The organism is Dapis hubbardiae BLCC-M172, from assembly GCF_050016015.1.
Taxonomy (GTDB): Bacteria; Cyanobacteriota; Cyanobacteriia; order Cyanobacteriales; family Microcoleaceae; genus Trichodesmium.
The window spans coordinates 43,915-66,146 of record NZ_JBNHEQ010000060.1 but is presented as its reverse complement, the minus strand read 5'-3'; the positions used below and the strand labels follow the sequence as shown (position 1 = coordinate 66,146).

Sequence of the window (22,232 nt, the reverse complement as noted above, 5' to 3'; positions counted from 1 at the left end):
ATGGTGGTTCTGCGTAAGTCCTGATACTGTTCAATCTTAATAATTTTATTTGTTATTTTTTAGATATAATTTTAAATTTTTGTTTATTATTGAATAATTAATTAAAAATTATCTGTCATATTAGATACGTTTTAAAGATTTCTTAAAGTAGCTTCTTTGATGAATAAATTTTCACGGGGTGACAAGCAAGCTGCGAATTTTATAGAAGCCCTAAGCGTATCCTTATCAAATAGGTTGGAGGAAGAATTAATTGATCAAAAATTGGTAATAATTGATTTGATGATTGAATTTTGGGAGATATCTAATAAACCTTATCTCTCCACACTCCCCTACTCCCCTACTCTGAATCTATAATTTTAAATAGATCCCTTCACCGGTTCTATAGATATCGGAAGGGACTGGAGCAGGACAAACGGCTCTTAAATATTGAAGTTTTGACAGGGAAAAAATTTTCTGGTCTTTGAATATTTATAGTGATTCCTCCAATCAATCTTAACAGCAAAAACTTCCAGAATTATTAAATATGTTTATCCTGGAAGCTAGCGTATTTGATATGAGGTGGGGAGGTGGGGAGATGGGGTGTATTAGATATCTCCCACTCATACCATCATCAAATCAATTATTTTTTTTATCAATTACTTCTCCTGATTACCTATTTTCTGGAGATACGCTTAGGGGTTCTATATTCTTCATCTCCTGACTCCTTTGCCAAAAACCCTGACCTTTGCAAAGATACCAAATAGCTTCTATAGTATATGTTTATAATTCTATAATTACTTCAATCTCCCCTACTCCCCTACTCCCCTACTCCCCACACCCAACTATACAATAACTATTCAACCGGATTTGATATTAGTTCCAATTCCAAGGATCGTATAGAATATCAAAAGTAGAGCGTGAAAGTAGGAAGATTTGGATGTGTTTGCCCTAGTATGTCTTTTCTTGACCGATCAATGGAATAGTGCTATCATATCAACTATGGCAACCGCGCTATTACGCAACCTGTATACGAACGCGATGGTATTCTCTTCGTAGACTCGGATCTGCCTGATAGCATGCGGTTATGCCGTTTTCCTGAGTTTCTATATAATTCAATTACTACACGCATCAAGAGGAAACCCCCATGACCCAACAAGAGGAAACCCCCATGAACCAACAAGAGGAAACCGCCTCTCAACAAGAGGAAACCTCCTCTCAACAAGATGCACCCTCCCCTACCCAACAAGCTAGCAAGCTCGTCATCGTCACAGAAAAGTTGCTGCTGAAAAAGATCGCCAAGATCATCGACGCAGCCGGAGCTACCGGTTATACGGTGGTGGAAGTCGGCGGTAAAGGCAGTCGTAACGTACGCTCGTCGGGAAAACCGGCCGTTGGCGACAACTACTCAAATATAAAGTTCGAGGTACTTACTCCCAACCGGGATATGGCTGTGAAGATTTCCGATGAGGTCGCAAGCCAGTTTTTCGACGATTATTCTGGCATCGCCTATCTCTGTAACGTGATGGAGGTACTGCACGCGCACACATTCTGACTCAAAACCTAGCCGGTTAAACCAAAAAAGCCGGGGTCATGCCCCGGCTTTTTGGTGACTGTGTTTCTTGCCTGCAAGACGTTGACGCTGACGAAGAACTCATATCAAATCCGTTAGTATCGGTATAAAAAAGCAGAGAAACCGGGTTTATATCAAATGCCCTACAATACTAACATTGACCTTCCACAAACACGGTTTCTTATTATATAGAATCCGGATAATTACCATAGCTAAGTCCGCAGCGACTTACACTCGTGGAAGGCTTGCGGAGCATTCCGGAACGGATAGCAATCTCAGTGGCGCACGGAGATTGCTTCCTTTCGTCGCTGCGGACGACTGTTCAACCCGATTCTATATTACTCCGAAGCAAGGGAATTTGATATCATTAACCCGATGTTGCTGAAATTGTGGGATGAATATTAAGTGGGGTGGGACAGGCATCCTGCCTGTCCAAAAATATCAGGAACGGGCAAGATGCCCATTCCACAAAACTATTAAAATTATCCCGCACTTTTGACACTCCACGGACTAAAGTTGCGTGGATTCTTCACAGGAGCTGTAAATCGGGTTAAAACCACGATTTCCACATTGCACGGTTCCCGAAAAATCGAAACGGCCACATTGGCAGCACCGTACCGTAGTACGAATACAGCAGCAGTAGGGGCGAACGGCCGTTCGCCCCTACAAGGCGGTGCCAATTGCCACTACTCTCTCCGGCTATGGATACCATTGAGTCTACTTTTTAAGTTATTAATTATAACACATTTTTTTGACTACGGATTAAAATCCGTCGAGTCGTTTCCATCCACCGCATAAAAGACGGTGGTTTCCCACTTACCGAAATTTTACGATGAAACGCCTATTATTTACCCTATAGGCAGCGTGTTTCTTGAATGAAGACGACGCAGACCTTGAGATAGCTAACGCGTTTGTCGCCGGGCTAGGGTAGCACCGACAGACCACGACCTAGGCTCCGCTTTCCATCAGCGCTTGGGCGAGCGCAATGTAGAGCGGTATTCCCAAGGCAAGCGCAACTGGCGTGCCAACGGCTGTGGACGAGCCTATGTAGGCAGAAGGATTGGCAGACGGGATACCAGCTCGTAAAGTTGGCGGCCCAGAGATGTCTGAACTTGAAGTGGCGATGGTGGCTAGGATCACGATACCGCCAAAGCTGAATCCCGTGGCGTAGTGGGCAATCATGCCGAGACCGAAGGCTATGAACCCATGCAGCAGCGGACCCACAAAGGAATATAGAGCGTACCACTGGCCTACTTTGCGTAGCTCACCAAGCCTTGCTGTGGCTTCCATACCCATTACCAGCATCAGTATCGAAAGCAGCCCGCGAAAGGGGGGGTTGAAAAAGCTATCATAGACACTTTCCGGCCGGGTTAGCAGACCTAGAGTGAGGCCGATAAGCAGTGCTGATAGGGCAGATCCCTGGAGACTTTCCTTGATGATAGGCCATATTCTAACCCCTGAGCCTTTGGTATTGCCCGTATCTGTGGGATATCCGGCTGCAACAATGCGCCGTTCAATGCGCCGTTCATTGGGATACCCGCCTGCGGTAACGGGCTGCTTGCTGAGATACTCCTGCTTGCTGAGACTATCCTCTGCAAGACGTAACTGTTTCTGCTTAGTGGTATAAAGACTGGCTAATACTATCGCAGTCACTAGGGCTGGGATGTCCATGAAGGGATAGAGTGCAGCAGCCCATGGCTCGTATTCGATACCTTCTGATTCCAGTAGGGTGAGGGCAGCAGCCAGGGTAGATCCACTCACGGCACCGAATAAGCCCGCTGTCGCAATGGCATCCACGGTTCTTACTTTCGGCAACAGACCCAAAGTGTAGCGCCCGATAAACACGATCAGAATCCCTATTATCATGGCAAACGCTGCGGGCACCAGCATCTCCAGAAGATTTGCATTCCGGATCGCAATGCCACCGCTTAGGCCGACTTTGATGAGCAGCATGAAGACGATAAACTTATAGATCGCATCAGGAATTTGCAGTTGGCTATTGACGGCAGCAACAACCATACCACCAATTAGAAAGCCAAGCGTCGGGGACTGCAACTTTCCCACCAAAAGCGTCCAGAAATCAGACAAAAAATCCATGTTGTAATTCCTCCTTGATTCAGATTTTAGGGGTCAAAATGGCAGGTAAGCGTAGCCTCAAATCTTGGGTGGCTGGCTCCACACATCCGTGTAAGTAGCGAGTCAAGCTCCCACTCGATTGCATTCCATCTCGGTGCGTCGTGTGCTGGAAGATAATGATCGCACTAACCAGTGTTGATTCATTAGCAATGGCTTTTTACATAGTTTACCAGAAACTAATTTGTAAAATCCGAGGGATACATACGGAGAAAGCCTTTTCGGGTACTCAATTCAGATGCGAGAACGCTCAGGCAGCCAAGATATTATCTTTGTCCTGCTATATGGTCGATTTTAGCCTCAGCGGTATGTTATAGCTTTAGCTTTTTTTGTATAAATATCTATAGTTATCGAATTAATTGCTAGAGATAGCTGTTTTGGCAATTCATGGCGTTGGTAAATAGAAAGACGAATTGAACTATCCAACAGCTACGGCTCGGAAAGCTTATTTCTTATTCCTTACTTTCCTTTCGCGCTTACAATACCGATGCTACCAGACATGATATAAAACCACTATATACTAATGAATTTGGCTAGTTTATAGTTGGCTAAGATTCCACTAACTTTTAAATCTTCGCTTGACTTCAGTTCCGTGGTTCTATATGTTGTCAATTTATGGAGTGCATCTTTGCAGATGTTTCGCTGCGCGACATGAAAACCTACTTCTTTGGGTAGTAAGGAGACCTGGCATTGCTGAATTAAGGTATGAAAGTAGGTTTATAGCAAATAGGGAACAAGGAACACTTAACTTGGAACAGTTAATATTAACAAGTAGTTCAAAAAATCCAAAATACAAACAAAATACAAAATTATCAAATCATACCCAGAATCAACAACGCCGGAGACCACAGTGCTAAAACTTTCATCATTCTTTGGCAAGCCATTGCTGACGCAAAGCTCTGCTTTTCATGTCGGCGACAGCCGAAAAGAGAAACACTTATTGGCAGTGTTACTTCTGGGTAAGTTACGGTCATCCTATCTATGGAAAGATTTATACCATCTTTTAAATTACTAACGCCCCTTGATCATAGTATCAATGCGAGTTTGATTATTAACTCCATTCTGACTTGCACCATTAATATTGACATCAGTAACTAAAGACACAGCTTTAACCAATGCTTGCTTCCGATCCATCAACAGATTTTCTGAAGGTACAATGTTTAAAACTCCCAATTTTTCTAACCGTCGTTTAACACTACCCGAAGCACCAACTAAGAATACGTGACGACCTGTATCAACTGTTTCCTGAATCGCATTTTCTATTGCTAGAGCAGAAGTTACACCCATGTGAGGTACTTCTGCCAAATCTACAATCAAGACTTCATAATTATTGAGAAGTGTGTGCTGGCGAGAGATTGCTTTAGAAACACCGAATATCATCGGACCACTCAAATGGAATAATAAAATCCGACCCTCAGCACGATCTAGTATTTCTTTCTCATCATTATCTAAGACAATCGCATCATCGGCATCAGTAATAGCTTTAACATCATCAGATTTTAGCTGAGTTAGGCGATCGATAGTTAGAACATTAGCAATAAATACCCCAATACCTACAGCAGCAATCAAGTCAACAAATACAGTTAGACCAATAACAGCGTACATAATGATTGCAGACTTCCAGGAGATATAATGAGCACGCTTGAGGAAACCCCAGTCAATAATCTTAATCCCTACTTGGAGAGCAATACCTGCCAAAACAGCCATAGGAATTTGTGCAGTTAAACTACCAGCTCCCAAAACTACAACCATCAAAATCACAGCACGGGTAACACCAGATAAAGCACTGCGAGCACCTGTATTGATATTAACCACAGTACCCATAGTTGCACCAGCGCCTGGAATACCACCAAATAAACCAGAAGCTAAGTTACCTAAACCTTGACCAATTAATTCTTTATCAGAGTTGTGTTGAGTACGAGTCAAACTGTCAGCTACTACAGAAGTTAATAGAGCATCAATACAACCAAGCATCGCTAAGACTATGGCATCAACTATCATTAACTGTAACTGATCGGGAGTAAAGTAAGGTAATTGTAAACTAGGAAGACCACTAGGAATTTCACCAATACGACGAATATCAACATTTGAGAAAAATACAACAGAAATTATTGTTCCTACTACCAATGCTAGCAATGGTGGTGGAACGAATTTCTTAACTTTAGATGGCACTAAGAAGAGGATAGCTACTGTGAGAATTGCTAAACCTGTCTCAATAGGATTAATATTTGTCAAAAGGTTAGGTATGTTCTGAATAGTACCAACTACACCACCCTTGGGACTAGCTTGTCCTAGAAACGGACCTATTTGCAGGATAATCAGGATTAGACCAATACCTGACATGAAGCCAGAAATCACATTGTAAGGCATCATGGTAATGTATTTACCCAGCTTTAATAAACCAAAACTGATTTGGAATAAACCAGCTAGCATTACCACTGTGAAAGCCATTGCCAGACCATTGTCTGGGTTTGCAGCAGTTAAGTTAGCAATCACTGCAGTCATTACCACCGTCATTGGTCCGGTAGGTTCAGAAATTAGAGTTGGAGTACCACCAAATAGTGCGGCAAATAAACCTACTAATACAGCACCATATAAACCAGCAGCAGGACCTGCACCGGAAGCGACACCGAAGGCGAGTGCCATAGGAAGAGCAATTACGGCAGCAGTCAAGCCACCGAACATATCGCCCTTAAGATTTCTAAAATGTATTTTGTTAAAAACCTGCGTAGCCATTGTTTTATCTTATTAAGTTATTCTTTTTATTGAATAGGATTTACCTAAACTTCTATATACACCTTGAGTTTGGTGTAGGATACGTTGCAACGAATCTACAACGCTACAACTAGAGTTGCTTTGTAATTCCTATTTAGTTTAGTCAATGTAATTTATATTAATCATTGACTATAGTCTATGTCAAGATTATTATAAAAATTAATTGGGAATGCAATACTTAATAGTTTGCAATTACTTATATAAGTATTAATATTTTCTTTATTTTTCTTATAATTAGGAGGGAAAGTCCTTGATTCAGGCCACCTTACATCAGTTAAGAGTGTTTCAGACAGTAGCTAGTCATGGTAGCTTTACTAAAGCTGCTGAAGAATTATTCATTACCCAACCGACTGTCTCTAGTCAGATGAAGCAACTCACCCAGATAGTGGGGATGCCTTTATTTGAACAAATTGGTAAGCAACTTCACTTAACTGACGTTGGTACAGAATTATTGGCCACTTGTCGGGAAGTGTTTGAACAGCTCGATCGCTTCGAGATGATAGTTGCTGACATCAAAGGTAAAAAACAAGGAAAGTTACGTTTGGCCGTAGTAACTACTGCTAAATATTTTGTGCCTAGAATCTTGGGTTATTTTTGCCAAGAACATCCACAGGTTGATATTGCCTTAGAGGTAACAAATCATCAAAACATCACCAGGAGAATGATGGAAAACCAAGACGATCTATATATATTGAGTCAACCTCCTGAAGACATTCTTTTGCGCAACGAATATTTAATGGATAATCCCCTAGTTGTAGTAGCGAATAAAAATCATCCATTAGCAGGGAAGAGAAATATTCCGATTAAATCTCTCAATAACGAAGCCTTTATTATGCGAGAAAATGGTTCTGGTACTCGTCAGGCAGTGCAACAACTATTTGGCAGACACAAAGTTGTCGTGAAAGTGCGCTTAGAGTTAGGCAGTAATGAGGCCATTAAACAAGCGATCGCTGGTGGTTTAGGAATTTCTGTTTTGTCAGAACATACCCTATATAGTGAAAGTTCTAAATTGGAACTCACAACCTTAGATGTTAAAGGATTTCCGATTAAACGAAAGTGGTATGTATCTTATTTAGAAGGTAAACAACTATCAGTAGTAGCTGAAGCATTCTTACAATATCTCCATGAGTACACTGAGAAAAATGGTGTTAGTTACCGTCTCGTCAGTTAATAAATAGGAAACAAGCAATATACAACATACAACCCACATTCCGCACTTCAATTTATAGTATCAAAATCAGCATGAAAAGTAGTGGTGTTATAAGTATTTATACTCTAGAAATTATCTCTATTTATGAGTCAAATTCTCAGGAAAATATTAAGCATAAATACTTACTTAATTGTTAACTACTATGACTTTCTCCTGTTTACGGAGCATTCCGTAGGAAATTCTGACTCCTGTAGGGGCGTTTTGCTATCGCACAACTCCGTTAACGCTGCGCGACATATAAAGCGGAGCTTTGCGTTAGCACATGGCCATTTCCGTTCCGGAATGCTCCGCAAACGCCCCTACGACTACTGACTCCTATTTTTGTGCTACATTTTGTCGTGCGGAATGTAGGAGACAACAGAGATTAATAGACATCTCCAATCCGATAATTTACCTAAAACCCCAGTAACGAGGTTGGGTTGTTGAATCTTAATTTAGGGAAATTTCTAATGTTATTTTGCTGATCACAAAGGAGTCTAAAATAAAATTTCTAAGTCTAATTTTTGATTCCTATATCATCACTATACTTGATCTACAGATTCTTGAAATTTTAAGGTAAAAAAAAAATTGCTACAACTCTTACCAGATACTCCTATAGTTCCATTTACTATTCTTTTGGCAGTCGTCTTGACTGTACCACCAATTTTTGAGCGTTTACGTCTGCCAGGGTTAGTTGGTTTATTAGTTGCTGGAGTCATTCTAGGACCCAGTGGAATTCAACTTTTGAGTTCTGACGATCAGATAATGAAGTTATTCACAGACATAGGCAAAATATATTTAATGTTCGTTGCCGGACTAGAAATTGACCTCGCCGAGTTCCGCAAAACTAAAGAACGTTCCCTAGGTTTTGGAGTAGCTACATTTGCACTACCACTCATTGGTGGCATTTTAGTAGGGCAACTATTTGGCTTTGGTTGGAACTCCTCTGTTCTCATTGGTTCCCTACTCGCTTCCCATACTTTATTAGGTTTTCCCATTGTCAACCGTTTAGGAGTGGTAGGGAATGAAGCAGTGACTGTCACCATCGGTGCTACAATTTTTACTGACATTGCTGCTTTGTTAGTATTAGCAATTTGTGTATCAATTCATGCAGGAGAATTTTCTGTAGCTAGTCTTGGCGTACAGTTAGTAACTTTAGGATTATATTCAGCAGCAGTCTTATTTGGTTTAGACTGGGCAGGAAGAGAATATTTCCGGCGAACTGGAGATGAGGAAAGTAATCAATTTTTGTTTGTACTCTTAGCCGTCTTCCTAGCGTCAGTTGGTGCCCAGGCAATTAACGTCGATCAAATTGTAGGTGCATTTCTAGCTGGTTTAGCAGTTAACGATGTCGTAGGTAGAGGTCCGGTAGAAGAAAAAATTGAGTTTGTCGGCAGCACCCTATTTATCCCTTTTTTCTTTGTAGGTATGGGTTTGCTGTTGGATGTACAAGCATTTGTAGATAGTCTGACTACTGACTTAGGACTAACTCTGGGAATAATTGTCGCTCTTGTAGTTGGTAAATTCCTCGCCGCAGCGATCGCCAAAATTCTCTACCGTTATAATTGGAATCAAGCTTTTACTATGTGGTCTCTGTCGATGCCACAAGTAGCAGCAACTCTGGCAGCAGCATTAGCTGGTTTCGATGTAGGATTAATTTCTGAGTCAGTATTCAATGGTGTGATTGTTTTAATGTTGGTGACATCTATTTTAGGTCCTCTGATGACGACTACATTTGCTAGTCGGTTGCCACAACCTAAAATAGACCTCAAAACTGAGAATGCTTTAACTAAACAGGAATATCCTGAAGATGGTTTACCCCATCCTTTTACTGTTGTAGTTCCAGTATATAATCCCCTAACAGTCAGATACTTGGTAGAAATGGCAGCACTTTTAGCTCGCCATGAATCAGGATTCATTGTGCCATTATCTATTGCCCAAGCTCATGTTCACATGGATGAGGTAGAACTAGATAGTGCTATGCGGATGAGTCGGCGTTTAGTGAACCGTTCGGTAGAAATTAGTAAAGAATTTAAAGTCGAAGCTCAACCTGATATTAGAATTGATGACGATATTGCCGAAGGAATAAGCCGCACTGCGAAAGAACAAAATGCCGATCTCATTGTCATGGGATGGAGTGAAATTGGTGGGTTACGAGCGCGGTTATTTGGCAATATCATTAATAATGTATTTTGGTCTTGTCATTGTCCGGTTGCAGTCATGCGTTTTTTGGATGAACCGACTAATATTCGTTCGATCTTAGTTCCTTTGAAACATATAACGCCACAGACTTCACAGGAAATTACATTTGCCCTAATGTTTGCAGATACAAATCAAGGGGAAGTGACATTTCTTCATGTTTGCGATCCGAGAACTGCTCAACAACAAATTAGTGATTTTGAATCTCAGTTATCTACTTTAATTTCTCAGTCAAGTTTTAATGTGAAAACAGAAATTCGGACTATTCGCCATGATGATATTTCTAGAGTAATTACGGAAGAGTCAAAATATATTGATTTAGTTATCTTGCGTTCTATTCGGCGTCGTACTGCTGGTGGATTAGCTGTGAGTAATGTGACGATGGAAGTAATTCAAGATTTGACTTGTTCAATGCTATTGTTTGGAGAACCACATACTTGATATCCTCCCGACGCTGCTATGCCCAAAGCAGCACGGGATTCCCTTTTCATGTCGCACAGCGAAACATCACTGATAGGGAGTTTTTGCTACCTCTTGCTTCTTGACATCAGTTTGTGGATATAGTCAAATTGTGTATCTTTATAGATAGCTTTTACTAAATCTTATTTTAATCTAAATCTGGATAATTGTCATTCGTATTATCACCTATTTTTTGAACTGTTTGATTGAAATGAAAATCTGTAATTATACTATTGCTACTCAGATAAAAGTTTGTTTATCATAGTAAACGTAAAGCAAACAGCTATAAAACTTATATTCCGCCTATCTGACACAGAGAGCTTTTTTTCTAAAAGCCTTGCTATATCTGATTTGAAAAATAGTCAAAATTCTCATCAGAATATCCGGAATGTGGGATAAAACCATTGTAAATTATTACTGTATACACACTAACTAATTGTTAGTGATTTATCTTTATGGGACTTTGAACGAACACATCCAGAAAATTGAACTATAAATAGGGCTGATTAAATCTCAAAGCATTGACAGATAAAGGCAAATGCCTTTTTAGGTCTAAAAAAGTGCCAGCTTTTTGGTCTCTAGAGCTGCAAAAAGTTAGCATTTTAATCGGGCCAGGACGAAAAAATCAAGGGAAAATTCTTCCCACTAACTCCTCTATGATTCCTATTTATCCTGACTCCTGACTCCTGACTCCTACCCTCACCCATAAGACTTTTTCAGCAAACCCTAAATATACCTGAACAGCCAAGTTATAGGTAAAATCTAACTTTACCGCTTAATTTGCTGAGTATTTTTACTTTTTGCATAACTGAGATACACCCTAGAAGTATCTAGTAGAAGAACAAACAAAACTATTATTCTCACATCTACACTATGAACGAACTTCAGCTTGACCCCAACACTCAACTCGTAACAGTTAACGATCCTTCACCCTCCATTTCAGTGTTATGGGACCGCGCAGTCCAACAAGCAGTCATTAATAGTAGAGTAGGTCCAACCGTCGCCTCCCGTGCCTATTCTATGGTACATACAGCCATCTATGATGCTTGGGCAGCTTACGATCCATTAGCAGTAGGAACTCAGTTAGGAGACGATCTACAACGTCCTGAATCTGAAAATACAGAAGCTAATAAAGCTGAAGCAATGAGTTTTTCTGCTTACCGGGTGCTGACAGATTTATTCCCGGAGGAAGTAGAAATTTTCAATGATGTGATGGAAACTCTAGGATTAGACCCCAATAATACTACTACCGATACTACTACTCCTGCTGGCATTGGTAATGTTTCCGGTCAAGCACTATTAGCATTCCGTCATAATGATGGTTCTAACCAAGAAGGAAATGACCCCAATGGTGATGGTACTCCTTACTCCGATATCAGTGGTTATCAACCTCAAAATCCTGCTGGAGACCCTATTGACATAGAATTTTGGACTCCCGAAAACGTTCCTATTGACGATCCTAATGGTCGAGTCCAAAACTTCCTGACTCCACAGTGGGGTAATGTAACACCCTTTGGCCTCAAATCAGGTGAAGAATTACGACCAGTAGCACCAGAACCATTTTTGCTAGTAGATGGTGAGGTAGATTTGGATGCAGGTACAATTACTTTGGCAGACCAGTCTGTAGTTCCAATTAGTCAAGATATTATTGGCACTATTATCAATCCTGAATTTATTGCCCAAACAGAACAGGTAGTTAATTTTAGTGCCAACTTGACAGACGAACAAAAGTTAATTGCAGAATTTTGGGAAGATGGCGGTGGTACATCCTTCCCACCAGGAACCTGGATGAGTTTCGGTCAATTTGTTTCTGCTAGAGATGAGCATACATTAGATCAGGACGTCGAACTATTCTTTAATTTAGGTAACGCGGTATTTGATGCTGGTGTTGCTACTTGGGAAGCTAAAGTCTTCTACGACTATGCTCGTCCAGTCCGTACAGTCCGCGAATTAGGCGAACAGGGTTTGATTGGGGAATTTAATGAAGAGCTTGGTGGCTATGCTATTGAAGCTTGGGCAGGTCCTGGAGAAGGAACTCAAACAATTCTTGCAACTGATTTTCTCACCTATCAAACTCCTGGTAGTGATCCTTCTCCTCCTTTTGCTGAATATGTTTCTGGTCATAGCACTTTCAGCGCTGCTGGTGCAGAAATTCTCCAACGGTTTACTGGTGATGATGAGTTTGGGGCTTCGGTAACTTTTGCTCCTGGTGAGTCTCGTTTTGAACCTGGAGTGACACCAACAGAAACTGTAACTCTGGAGTGGGAAACTTTCAGCGAAGCTTCTGATGAAGCTGGTTTTTCTCGTCTTTACGGAGGTATTCACTTTGAGGATGGCGATGTCAATGGTAGGTCTCTTGGGCGACAGGTAGCGGGAGAAGTTTGGGAAGAAGCTCAGTCTCTACTTACCCCCAATAAGATAATGGGTACAAATGGAGATGATGAGTTAATCGGAACTGATGCTAGTGAATACATACATAGTGGGCGTGGAAATGATATTATCGAAGGTTTGGATGGTAATGATTTAATTCATTCCGGCAAAGGTGACGATATAATTAATGCTGGTGGAGGTCGGGATATTATTGGTGCTGATAAAGGTGATGATATTATTACTGGTGGAACTGGTGCAGATATGTTTGACTTCCGACCTGATTATGGGAATGATATTATCACTGATTTTGAAGACGGAATTGATTTGATTCGTTTAAGGAGTGGTCTAGAGTTCGAGGATTTGACAATTGCTCAGGTAGGCAGCGATACTAGCATTACTGGTGAGGAACTTTCTATTACTTTACAGGGTGTAGCGGCAAGCGATATTGGTAGTGATGATTTTGTCGAGATTTTGGCTTAAGCAACAACTTAAAGAACCTGCGAGAAGCAAAATTTTTTTTGAAATTAAAATTATCAAAAATGCCGAGATATGGCGCTACGCATAAGTCAAAAGTTAAAAGTTAAAAGTTAAAAGTTAAAAGTCAAAAGCAATCTATGACTGAGTTTTAAGATTTACCAATGTTCTCATATCAAATCCGCTTGATTCGGTATAAAAAAATATTTCATCTTCAATCATTGCCAAATATTTTTCAATTCTCTTCCATCCTTACCCCTGTAGGGGCGAATGGCCATTCGCCCCTACAATATCTAAAATTACACCAATGCTACCGGATTTGATATAACCTATTTGCCTAGTTCTATAGGTTTCATCAGTTGAATAAAAATACTACTTTTGTAGGGACGTTTAATCGAACGTCCCTACTTTCCTCTATGAAAACCCCTAGTAAGTGCAGGGAGGATTTGAAAGACTATGTTAAGTATATTAACTCAATCGGATCATCAATTCAAACACATAGTATTATAGAAATAAAATTCGTATGCTAATGATTTAGTTGCCATTAACAACCTTTATAGGAGGCTTTTGATTCAGAATAAGTATAGGAAATCAAGATAGATTTTCTGACAATTTTTCATACCTGGAGTATGATTAATATTAAGTATATTGAGTGTATCAGTTTAGCTGAAAAAAGGAATAAAAGGCTTAATAACTTTTAGTATTAAAATTGCGACTAATGATTAGCAATAATCTCCTTTTTTCAGGTTGGGAGGCATCTATGAAATCTACAAGTAAACAAATCATAATCACTGATTCCTATAAGCAACAAATTTACAGAGAAGAAGAAAGAATTTATAATCACTTTTTGAAGTTGGTTTCGATTGAATCAATCGAGCAAATAATTGAGCGATTTCGGAAACTATTTTTGCAATCTTCTCCATACCAAACTCCAGAAATATCGACGGCACTGGAGATAATTGTACAATTCCCTGAATGTGAAGAAAAATTTAACTACATCCTGAACCGTTGCTGTTATATTTTAATTAACCATCAGCAACAAAATCAAGATAAAAAAAATGTTTTAGAAAAATTGATTCAGTTGTTTAGTCAAGCAACCTCTAAATCTGACTATTCTAATTATATCTCTCGCCAAACACACAAAATATTAGAACTTGTCAGAGGTTTTACTCATAGTCAACAATACTTGAGCTTAAAACGTTTGGCAGCGGTGATGAATCAAGGATTTGAAAGTAAGAGTCGCAACAGCTTAAATCAACCTTTGAAAATTATTATTCCCCGCTATCCTTATCTATATAACTATTTGTTATTAACTCCAAATAGTAGTAGCGAATATCAAGAAGCAATCATCAAACTGCAAGAGCAAAAACAGCAAAAATTTGAAATTAATTTATCCCGCTATATAACTAATCAAGCTAGACTAGAACTTTGCCAATTTCCTAGATTACAATCACTTAAACAATTACAATATATCAAAAATCCTACCTTATTATCTAATAATGAACTATTATTATCTATCAAACAATTTGTGGGTAAAGTAGAAGGTAGGGAGACTTACCGAGATTATGCTAAACGATTTTTAACTTATACAACAATACCTCAACCATATCACTGTTTTAAAGATAGTTTTTATGAATATCTAAGTACATCCTTTGATGTGGAATCCCAACAAATTCGAGTTAGGTTTAAGGAACAACTCTATAAGCATTTACAAAATGTTATGTCTGAGAATGACGATCAGGTCTTCAATGAATTTTTAATGAGGAAGACTTGCAGCAAAATGTTGAGTTTTTTAATTGTTAATAATCAAACACAGCTACAACATTTTTTGTTTGTTAACCTGATTGGTAATTTAGGACCGATTATAACAACAGGATTACTACTAAAAATATTATTAGTTTGTCAACAGGTCAGACCAGGTTTAGAACAACGATTTGCAATATTGTTTAACCACTACGAATCTTCTACACAAAAACAAGTTCAATGGTTAGTCAAAGCACTAGAAAATATGCAAGTAGCCTTAAGTACAAATTTTGGTAGAATCGACCTTTCTTTTATTCATTAAAAAAAGCAATCAGCAGTCAGCGGTCAGCAGTCAGCAGTAAAAGTTTAGAAGGATATTTGACCCCTCCGCACACCAACAGGTTTATAGAAACCGGGGATTTAAACTCTGAGCTGCTAAAAGCTGAATCGCGCAGTTACGAATCAGGAGGCTAAGTGTTTGCGTAGCATTCCATCAGGAAATACCAAAGTTAATGATATAGCTAAGAAATAACTTGATTAGGACATAGGCTGACTATAAATTTTATACCAATTCCCATGCATTATTGCTATACTTGGGCTGTACTTCAGTTATTAACTAATCATAACAATCTGAATCATTTTTTTGCTAATTTTAGCTAGTTTAATGTTAATTATTCTTATGTTTGCTTCTCCGGTAGGGAAGTTGCACCGGCAAAAATGCGTTTTCCGTTCCGGAATGCTCCGCAAACATGTTGCGCAGCAAAACGTCCCTACACTCCCCTACTCAACAAAATGTAGAAAAGTTTTTGAGAAATGGTATTAGACTAGGAAATGTTTTTATAACTATTCCCTATTCCCTATTCCCTATTCCCTATTCCCTGTTCCCTGTTCCCTATTTTTTACTATAAATCAAACAGATTTTTGAGACGATTTCTGACCCAAACTACAGGATTTTTATCATCTTCTTCTGCATCAACTAATCCCAATGTTCTAAGTTCATTTTGGCGTTCAGATAATTCTTCTTGATGTTTAGCCAACTCTTGCACAATTACTTCTGCTAATTCTGGATTTTCATGCAATATTTTTTCAAAGCCTTTTTTATGAATAGCAAATAAAATAGTATCTTCAATTGCCCTAACAGAAGCTGTACGAGGAATACCTAGCATTAAAGCTAATTCTCCGAAAAATTTTCCAGCTTTTAGAGTAGTCAAATGTTTATTAATTTTTTCTACAAAAACCTCTACTGAACCAGAAAGAATAATATAAAAAGTATCACCAGGATCTCCTTCATGGAATAAAAAATTTAATGGCTTGAGACGTTTTCTATATCCTATTTCTATTAGTTTTCTTAACTCCACATCAGTAAAGTTTTCAAAATAAGTAACTTGCATTAATAAATCTCTAGCTGATAGAGGTTTATTAGGTGTAGACTGATGATTTTTTAACCCATGAAGAACAGTATTTTGAGATGATTCTAAATTTTGGGAATTATGTGGATTATGAAGATATATATTAAAATGATCCCAAGGAATTAAAATACCTTGTTTATGCAAATTATGCTGAATTATAAACCGTAAAGAACTCATATAAATTGGTTCATTATAGATTTCATTTACCCAGACCCATAATTGAAATTTAAAAGCATTATCTTGAAACCCTAAAAACAAAACTTTTGGAGGTGGTTCTCCTAATACTGCTGGTTCCATATAAGCTGACATTAATATAGCTTCCGTAACTAATACTGGGTCACTATCATCAGAAACAAAAACATCAACTTCAATTCGACCTTTAAAATTATCGTAGGTTAAGTTATGTATTTTTCCTTCTATTAACATTCCATTAGGAATAATTACATGACTATCTTTTAATGTTCTAATTCTAGTTGAACGTAAACCAATTTCTTCTACAAAACCTAAATCATTATCTAATTCAATAAAATCTCCTATTTTTATTGGTCTTTCTATTAGTACATTCAAACCACTAATAAAGTTTTTAGTAATATTCTGAAATCCTAAACCAATACCTACGCCCAAACCTCCAGCTAAAACTGCTAATGAGGAGACATTAAAGCCTTGTGTTTGGAGAATAATTATTATACCAAGGGTGCTGAGTCCATAGCTAAATATTGTAGATATTGCCTCTCGGTTAGCTTTATCTATTCCTAGTTTTACTAATAAAACTTTTTTGAGTAAATTTTTGAATAGTCTACCTAAGAGCAGGACGATTATTAAATATATACCTAATTGGAAAAGTAAGCTCAAAGATATATAAGTATCTCCGATAAAAAGTAGAGGAGTTGTAAAAATTTGAGCTATATTTACTAATAATTTTTGTATTGCTTCAAGCATAGAGTGTTAAAATTTTGTCTGTAGCAACTATACTGTTTCACGGAAGTAAAAAGTAAAAAGTCATGCATTAAGACTTTATAGACTCTAAACTTTTATGCCACAGTTATTTCAGGAAATTATTTCACATTTAAAGTTTTAAACTATTTGTGACATCTTGAAAGTGTATTGGTATAGATTCTAATTATTTTATGTTATGGGGAGTAATATCTCATAATTACAGCAGTTTTGGAATTAATGAGGTACAAAGTTTTACGAGTTTAGGTATGGAGGGAATAGAAATTAGTGTTAAACTGTACCTCACTATCCTCAAAAGTTCTATAATCATGTTTTTATTGAACTTTACTTACTGCTTATAGTAGTACAACTGACGGGTTCATTAATTGATAATGAATAATAGATAATTACCTCAAGGAAAACCGTAAGGGAATTGATAATGAATAATAGATAATTACCTCAAGGAAAACCGTAAGGGAATTGAATATAAGGAAATATTATTTCTTTTTTCCTTAAGCGTCAATCCTCTCCCTTTGAGAGAGAGGTAATTATTAATTATTAATTGTTAATTATTAATTGCTGAACTACTCCCTAATAAAAAGATTAAAAACCCAGTTCATTAGAGAAACTGGGTTTTAATGCAATTAATTATTTAGGGGAAAAGTTATCATCAAAAAAGATAACTAATTGTCTTTTTTCGGACTCACAATATACTCAGATGAAACCTGTTCAACTTTTCCTAATTTTACCAATGCCTGATAAAATATAGCTGAAACTTCAGCACGAGTAGCAGGTTGATTTAGATTTAAAGTTGTCACATCTGGATGATTTACTACTAATCCAGCAGCAGTTGTGGCAGCTATTTTTTCTTGAGCCCAATCAGGTATTTCTTCCTTGTCTTTGTAAATACTTAAAACCTCATCGGGATTAGATGGAATTTCCAGATTTAAGCCAGTAGCTAAAGAAATTAATACCTCTAATCTTGATACTTTTTGTTCTGGGCGAAAAACATTCCCTGGATACCCACTTAAAAAACCTGATTTAGTAGCTATTTGAATTTCGTTTTGAGCAATAGAATCTGCTTTTACATCTTCATAATTAACAGACTTTCTGGTTGATTTTTCCTCAAATACTTTAGGAATATGACTGGCAAATTCAGCTCGCGTGATAGATTGATTTGGCTCGAATTTATCATTATCAATCTGAGCAATAAGATTACTTTCTGCTAAAGGTTGAATGAAATTACTTGCCCAAAAACTATCAGGAACATCAGAAAATTTAACCGTGTCAGTAGGAGATATTTCAGGGGATGGCACTTCTGTAGTCACTAGCGGACTTTCAGGAGTTTCTACCTTTGGCGGAGAAGAAGTTTCTGTTGCTTTGGGCGACTCAGGAGTTTCTACCTTTGGCGGAGAAGAAGTTTCTGTTGCTTTGGGCGACTCAGGAGTTTCTACCTTTGGCGGAGAAGAAGTTTCTGTTGCTTTGGGCGACTCTGTTGTTGGGGTAGGAATAGGAGGTGCCACAGGTAAAGTCTCAGTTGCTATGGGAGAATCTACAACTTCCGGTGATATAGTAGATGGAGATTCAGATAACATCTTGCCAATACCTAATGCTGCTAAATTCTTAGCAATTTCTGGAGCAGCTTTTTGATTAGTTGTTTTTGGCGGTTTGGTTAATTGGGGTTTTGTCTCAGTCTTTGTCTTGACTTTATCTAAACCCTGAATATTTGGCTCTAACTCCTCAGCAGTATTAGTAATAGGAGTCAAAGCAGCTAGACTTGTTCCTAATTCTTCAGAAGTTAGAGATGTTCGATCCATCTTTGATGCTGACTCACCAGTAGGAGTCTTAAGTTGAGGTATGCCTAAGCTAAAGATTGACTCTTCAGCAGCAATATTGGGACTATCAACAGTTTCAGGTAGAGATGTAGAAACCATAGGTTTAGAAAGTAGATTAAACCCATTATTTTCTCTAGTTGTTGCCCAGAAAAATATGCTGCCAAAAGTCGCTAAGGCTACAAATATTGCAATCCACTCATCACGTTCTACTGGCCTTGGCCGTGATGGTGGTTTTATCGGTGTATTTGTCATGGCTATTCTATATTATATAGCGACAGCTCTAGATTAGAGTGACATACTCCCACGCCAACCTTAAGGTATGGCGTGGGCTTCTCGTTTCCCTGCCCTGCTATTGCATCGGGCTCCACGAGCTTTAAGGACGGAATGCCCTACCGCCCTGTTTTTTATATTTATCGCCGCGTTTACATCACGGTCTATTACTATGCCACAGTGCGGACAAGAATGGGTTCTTTGCGACAATTCTTTAGGGACTTTTTCACCACAATTTGAGCAATCTTGGCTGGTATTTTTGGGGTTTACTGCTATAGTTTTCTGTCCAGCATTTGCGGCTTTGACAGTAAGAATAGACAAGAATTGTCCCCATCCAGCATCATTAATTGATTTACTCAATCTGGTTTTTGCCAACCCCTTAATATTTAAGTTTGCCTCCGGCACGCCGCTCCGCGTCTACGTGGGCAATAATATCAGCTTTTGATAATAATTCATTGGCTGTTTTGAAATGAAAATATTTTCGCTTATCGGCAGCTTTTTTGTGTTGTTTGGCTACAGCTTTAAAAGCTTTTAACCATCTTTTGCTGCCCTTCTTCTTACGAGATAAACGTTTTTGTAAGGTTTTTAGTCGATGCAGAGATTTTCGATAGTATTGAGGACTTGGAACCGATTCTCCTTCACTTGTTACCAATAAATCTTTTAACCCCATGTCAATTCCTAGAGTATTTTCTGATGTGGGTTTGACATCAGAATTCAACTTAGGAACCGACTTGTCTTCTAGGGATAGCGTAACATAATAACCATCAGCTTTGCGACTAATAGTAACAGTTTTAATTTGAAAACCATTGGGTAACAGTCGATGTTTAATTAACTTTACTTTACCAATTTTGGGTAAATTAATCCTATTTCCCTCAATGCAATCTTGCTTGATTTGGGGATAAGTAAAGCTCCGATAACGTCCTTTTCCTTTAAATCTAGGTTTACCTAATCGCTGCCCGTTTTTATCTACCTTAAACCACCTATCAAAGGCAAGTTTTACCCGTTTTATGCAATCTTGCAAAACCTGAGAATGAATTAACTTATATTCAGGAAATTTATCTTTGGTATTTACCAAATCTTTTTTCTGGGAATAATAATCTGGATTATCTCTTAGTTGAGGGATTGGCATCACCAAGGGACAAGCGTTAACCGGACAGCGATTTTATGACCACCATGAGAACCGCTCCCCTAGTCGATAGTTGTACTGCCGACGCAACAAGTCCAACCACAATTCTATTGTGGCTATCTGGTCTTTGTTGGGTCTAAGCTTGTATTGGTAAGCAGTTCGCATATCTGCTTTAACTTGTTGTGGGTTTTTATTATAACACCAATTTTTCCATAAGACAACTATTATGCAACCAGATTTTGTATCAAGGGGTCGTTCGGTGTCAGATTTAAAGGCCCATTTAATCTTGACAACCAAGTACAGGAAAGATGTTTTTACAGCATCAATGCTGACTCGCTTAAATGAAATTTTGGAAGAATTATTAATTAGATGGGAATGCAAATTAATAGAATTTAATGGTGAAGAAAACCATGTTCATATTTTGTTTCAGTATCATCCCAGCGTGATGTTGAGCAAGCTAGTCAATAATATAAAAACAGTTACGAGCCGACGGTTAAGAAAAGAATTTGCAGAACAAATTAATGCTGTTTACTGGAAAGATGTTTTCTGGAATGGTTCTTATTTTATTGCTTCTTGTGGCGGGGTAACAATTTCTACTTTGAAAAAGTACATTGAGAATCAGAAAACTCCAGAGTAATATGGTTAATTAAGTAGGCATCGAGCCTACTTAATTAACCGCCGATTCAACTCAATATTAGGAATTAAAAAATGGTCATCATTGCAGTGCAGTGTCTAGACTAAAATTGTGGTTTAGGAGCGAGCAACCTAAAACAGCAAGAATTAAACTTTTGACTGTTGACTTCTGCTAATGATTACCGAATAATTAATAATTATTAATTAAATACCTTGGTTAAAAGCTTCCCCCCCATAGGGAAAAAAAGTGCTAGGATATTTCCTTATATTCAATTCCCTCAAGGTTTTAACTAGAGGTAATTATCAATTATCCATTATTAATTATCCATTAATGAATAAACCATTAATTATTGGTCACCGAGGTGCATCTGGCTTGGTGAAGTTTGAAAATACTTTAGAATCTTTTGCTAAAGCCATTGAGTTAGGTGTTTCAATGGTAGAGTTTGATGTGAGAAAAACTCAGGATAATTTATTTGTTGTCTTTCACGATGAATCAATTGATGGGATCAAAGTTAGGGATTTGACTTATCAACAACTTTTAGATATTTCTCGGCAAAAAGGTTTTGAAGTTCCATTAGTAGAAGATGTGCTGAAGTTGTGTCGGGGAAAAATAAAACTTGATATTGAATTGAAAGAAGCGGGATATGAATTGGAGATAGTTAATTTAGTCAAAAAATATTTAGATTATCAAGATTATGTGATTAAATCTTTTCTTGATGCTGCGATTATTGCTGTTAAAAAAGCTGATAATAAAATTACAACTGGGTTGTTATTAGGATTTGGAAAATCCCAAAATTTAATCCCTAGTCGATTATCAGCAATTTTTCCAGAATTTCGTTTATTTACAACTAAAGCTGATTTTGTTTCCCCTAATTATCAGTTAATAAAATTCGGTTTTGCGTGGCGGATGAAACTGATGAATAAGAATATCTATGTTTGGACGGTTAATGATGAAAAATTAATGGCTGAAATTGTTAATAAAGGAGCCTTTGCGTTAATTACAGACAGACCAGATTTAGCTTTGAAATTATTTGATAGAAATTAGTTTGTAGTAGGGCTTTAGCCCGATATATCTTGTGGCTAGCTCAATACTACAAACTTTAATTATCAGTATTCAACTGGAAATCATATAACA

General features: G+C 38.0%; 15 protein-coding genes. 7 read left to right on the top strand and 8 right to left on the bottom strand.

Going from position 1 to position 22,232, the window contains the following annotated elements:
* Nucleotides 1-1,123: 1,123 nt before the first annotated feature.
* Nucleotides 1,124-1,531 (top strand): P-II family nitrogen regulator, encoded by a 408-nt coding sequence (locus tag ACP6PK_RS06225; protein WP_426558681.1) that lies wholly within the window; start codon nucleotides 1,124-1,126, stop codon nucleotides 1,529-1,531.
* A gap of 966 nt (nucleotides 1,532-2,497) precedes the next feature.
* Here ACP6PK_RS06225 and ACP6PK_RS06220 read toward each other — a convergent pair.
* The 3 genes from ACP6PK_RS06220 to bicA all read right to left on the bottom strand — a co-directional run bounded on the left by ACP6PK_RS06220 (nucleotide 2,498) and on the right by bicA (nucleotide 6,418).
* Nucleotides 2,498-3,646 (bottom strand): sodium-dependent bicarbonate transport family permease, encoded by a 1,149-nt coding sequence (locus ACP6PK_RS06220; RefSeq protein WP_426558679.1) that lies wholly within the window; start codon nucleotides 3,644-3,646, stop codon nucleotides 2,498-2,500.
* An 848-nt stretch (nucleotides 3,647-4,494) separates the two neighbouring features.
* Nucleotides 4,495-4,656, bottom strand: a complete 162-nt coding sequence (locus ACP6PK_RS06215; protein ID WP_426558677.1) for a hypothetical protein — start codon at nucleotides 4,654-4,656, stop codon at nucleotides 4,495-4,497.
* A 37-nt stretch (nucleotides 4,657-4,693) separates the two neighbouring features.
* Nucleotides 4,694-6,418, bottom strand: a complete 1,725-nt coding sequence (gene bicA / locus ACP6PK_RS06210) for a bicarbonate transporter BicA (RefSeq protein ID WP_426558675.1) — start codon at nucleotides 6,416-6,418, stop codon at nucleotides 4,694-4,696.
* Nucleotides 6,419-6,707: 289 nt separating this feature from the next.
* Here bicA and ACP6PK_RS06205 point away from each other — a divergent pair, with 289 nt between their 5' ends.
* The 4 genes from ACP6PK_RS06205 to ACP6PK_RS06190 all read left to right on the top strand — a co-directional run bounded on the left by ACP6PK_RS06205 (nucleotide 6,708) and on the right by ACP6PK_RS06190 (nucleotide 15,213).
* Nucleotides 6,708-7,628 (top strand): LysR family transcriptional regulator, encoded by a 921-nt coding sequence (locus tag ACP6PK_RS06205; protein ID WP_426558673.1) that lies wholly within the window; start codon nucleotides 6,708-6,710, stop codon nucleotides 7,626-7,628.
* Between the two features lie 606 nt (nucleotides 7,629-8,234).
* Nucleotides 8,235-10,286, top strand: a complete 2,052-nt coding sequence (locus ACP6PK_RS06200) for a cation:proton antiporter (RefSeq protein WP_426558671.1) — start codon at nucleotides 8,235-8,237, stop codon at nucleotides 10,284-10,286.
* 891 nt (nucleotides 10,287-11,177) lie between these two features.
* Nucleotides 11,178-13,154 carry a DUF6851 domain-containing protein gene (locus tag ACP6PK_RS06195; RefSeq protein WP_426558669.1) on the top strand — a complete coding sequence of 659 codons (1,977 nt, stop codon included), beginning with the start codon at nucleotides 11,178-11,180 and terminating at the stop codon, nucleotides 13,152-13,154.
* 754 nt (nucleotides 13,155-13,908) lie between these two features.
* Nucleotides 13,909-15,213, top strand: a complete 1,305-nt coding sequence (locus tag ACP6PK_RS06190; protein WP_426558667.1) for a hypothetical protein — start codon at nucleotides 13,909-13,911, stop codon at nucleotides 15,211-15,213.
* A 580-nt stretch (nucleotides 15,214-15,793) separates the two neighbouring features.
* Here ACP6PK_RS06190 and ACP6PK_RS06185 read toward each other — a convergent pair.
* The 5 genes from ACP6PK_RS06185 to ACP6PK_RS06165 all read right to left on the bottom strand — a co-directional run bounded on the left by ACP6PK_RS06185 (nucleotide 15,794) and on the right by ACP6PK_RS06165 (nucleotide 20,629).
* Complete coding sequence (locus ACP6PK_RS06185; protein ID WP_426558665.1) at nucleotides 15,794-17,239, bottom strand: mechanosensitive ion channel domain-containing protein; 1,446 nt, start codon at nucleotides 17,237-17,239, stop codon at nucleotides 15,794-15,796.
* 677 nt (nucleotides 17,240-17,916) lie between these two features.
* Complete coding sequence (locus ACP6PK_RS06180; RefSeq protein WP_426558663.1) at nucleotides 17,917-19,320, bottom strand: S-layer homology domain-containing protein; 1,404 nt, start codon at nucleotides 19,318-19,320, stop codon at nucleotides 17,917-17,919.
* A 60-nt stretch (nucleotides 19,321-19,380) separates the two neighbouring features.
* A complete protein-coding gene (locus ACP6PK_RS06175; protein ID WP_426558661.1) occupies nucleotides 19,381-19,743 on the bottom strand; it encodes an RNA-guided endonuclease InsQ/TnpB family protein in 363 nt (120 codons plus the stop codon).
* Complete coding sequence (locus ACP6PK_RS06170) at nucleotides 19,718-20,467, bottom strand: RNA-guided endonuclease InsQ/TnpB family protein (RefSeq protein ID WP_426558699.1); 750 nt, start codon at nucleotides 20,465-20,467, stop codon at nucleotides 19,718-19,720. The genes ACP6PK_RS06175 and ACP6PK_RS06170 overlap by 26 nt, the downstream gene beginning before the upstream one ends.
* Nucleotides 20,468-20,500: 33 nt before the next feature.
* Nucleotides 20,501-20,629, bottom strand: coding sequence for a helix-turn-helix domain-containing protein (locus ACP6PK_RS06165; protein ID WP_426558659.1), 129 nt, complete (start codon nucleotides 20,627-20,629; stop codon nucleotides 20,501-20,503).
* A gap of 61 nt (nucleotides 20,630-20,690) precedes the next feature.
* Here ACP6PK_RS06165 and tnpA point away from each other — a divergent pair, with 61 nt between their 5' ends.
* Together tnpA and ACP6PK_RS06155 are read left to right on the top strand one after the other, a co-directional pair.
* Nucleotides 20,691-21,101, top strand: a complete 411-nt coding sequence (gene tnpA, locus ACP6PK_RS06160) for an IS200/IS605 family transposase (protein WP_094674440.1) — start codon at nucleotides 20,691-20,693, stop codon at nucleotides 21,099-21,101.
* Nucleotides 21,102-21,428: 327 nt separating this feature from the next.
* Nucleotides 21,429-22,142, top strand: coding sequence for a glycerophosphodiester phosphodiesterase (locus tag ACP6PK_RS06155; protein WP_426558657.1), 714 nt, complete (start codon nucleotides 21,429-21,431; stop codon nucleotides 22,140-22,142).
* Nucleotides 22,143-22,232 lie beyond the last annotated feature (90 nt).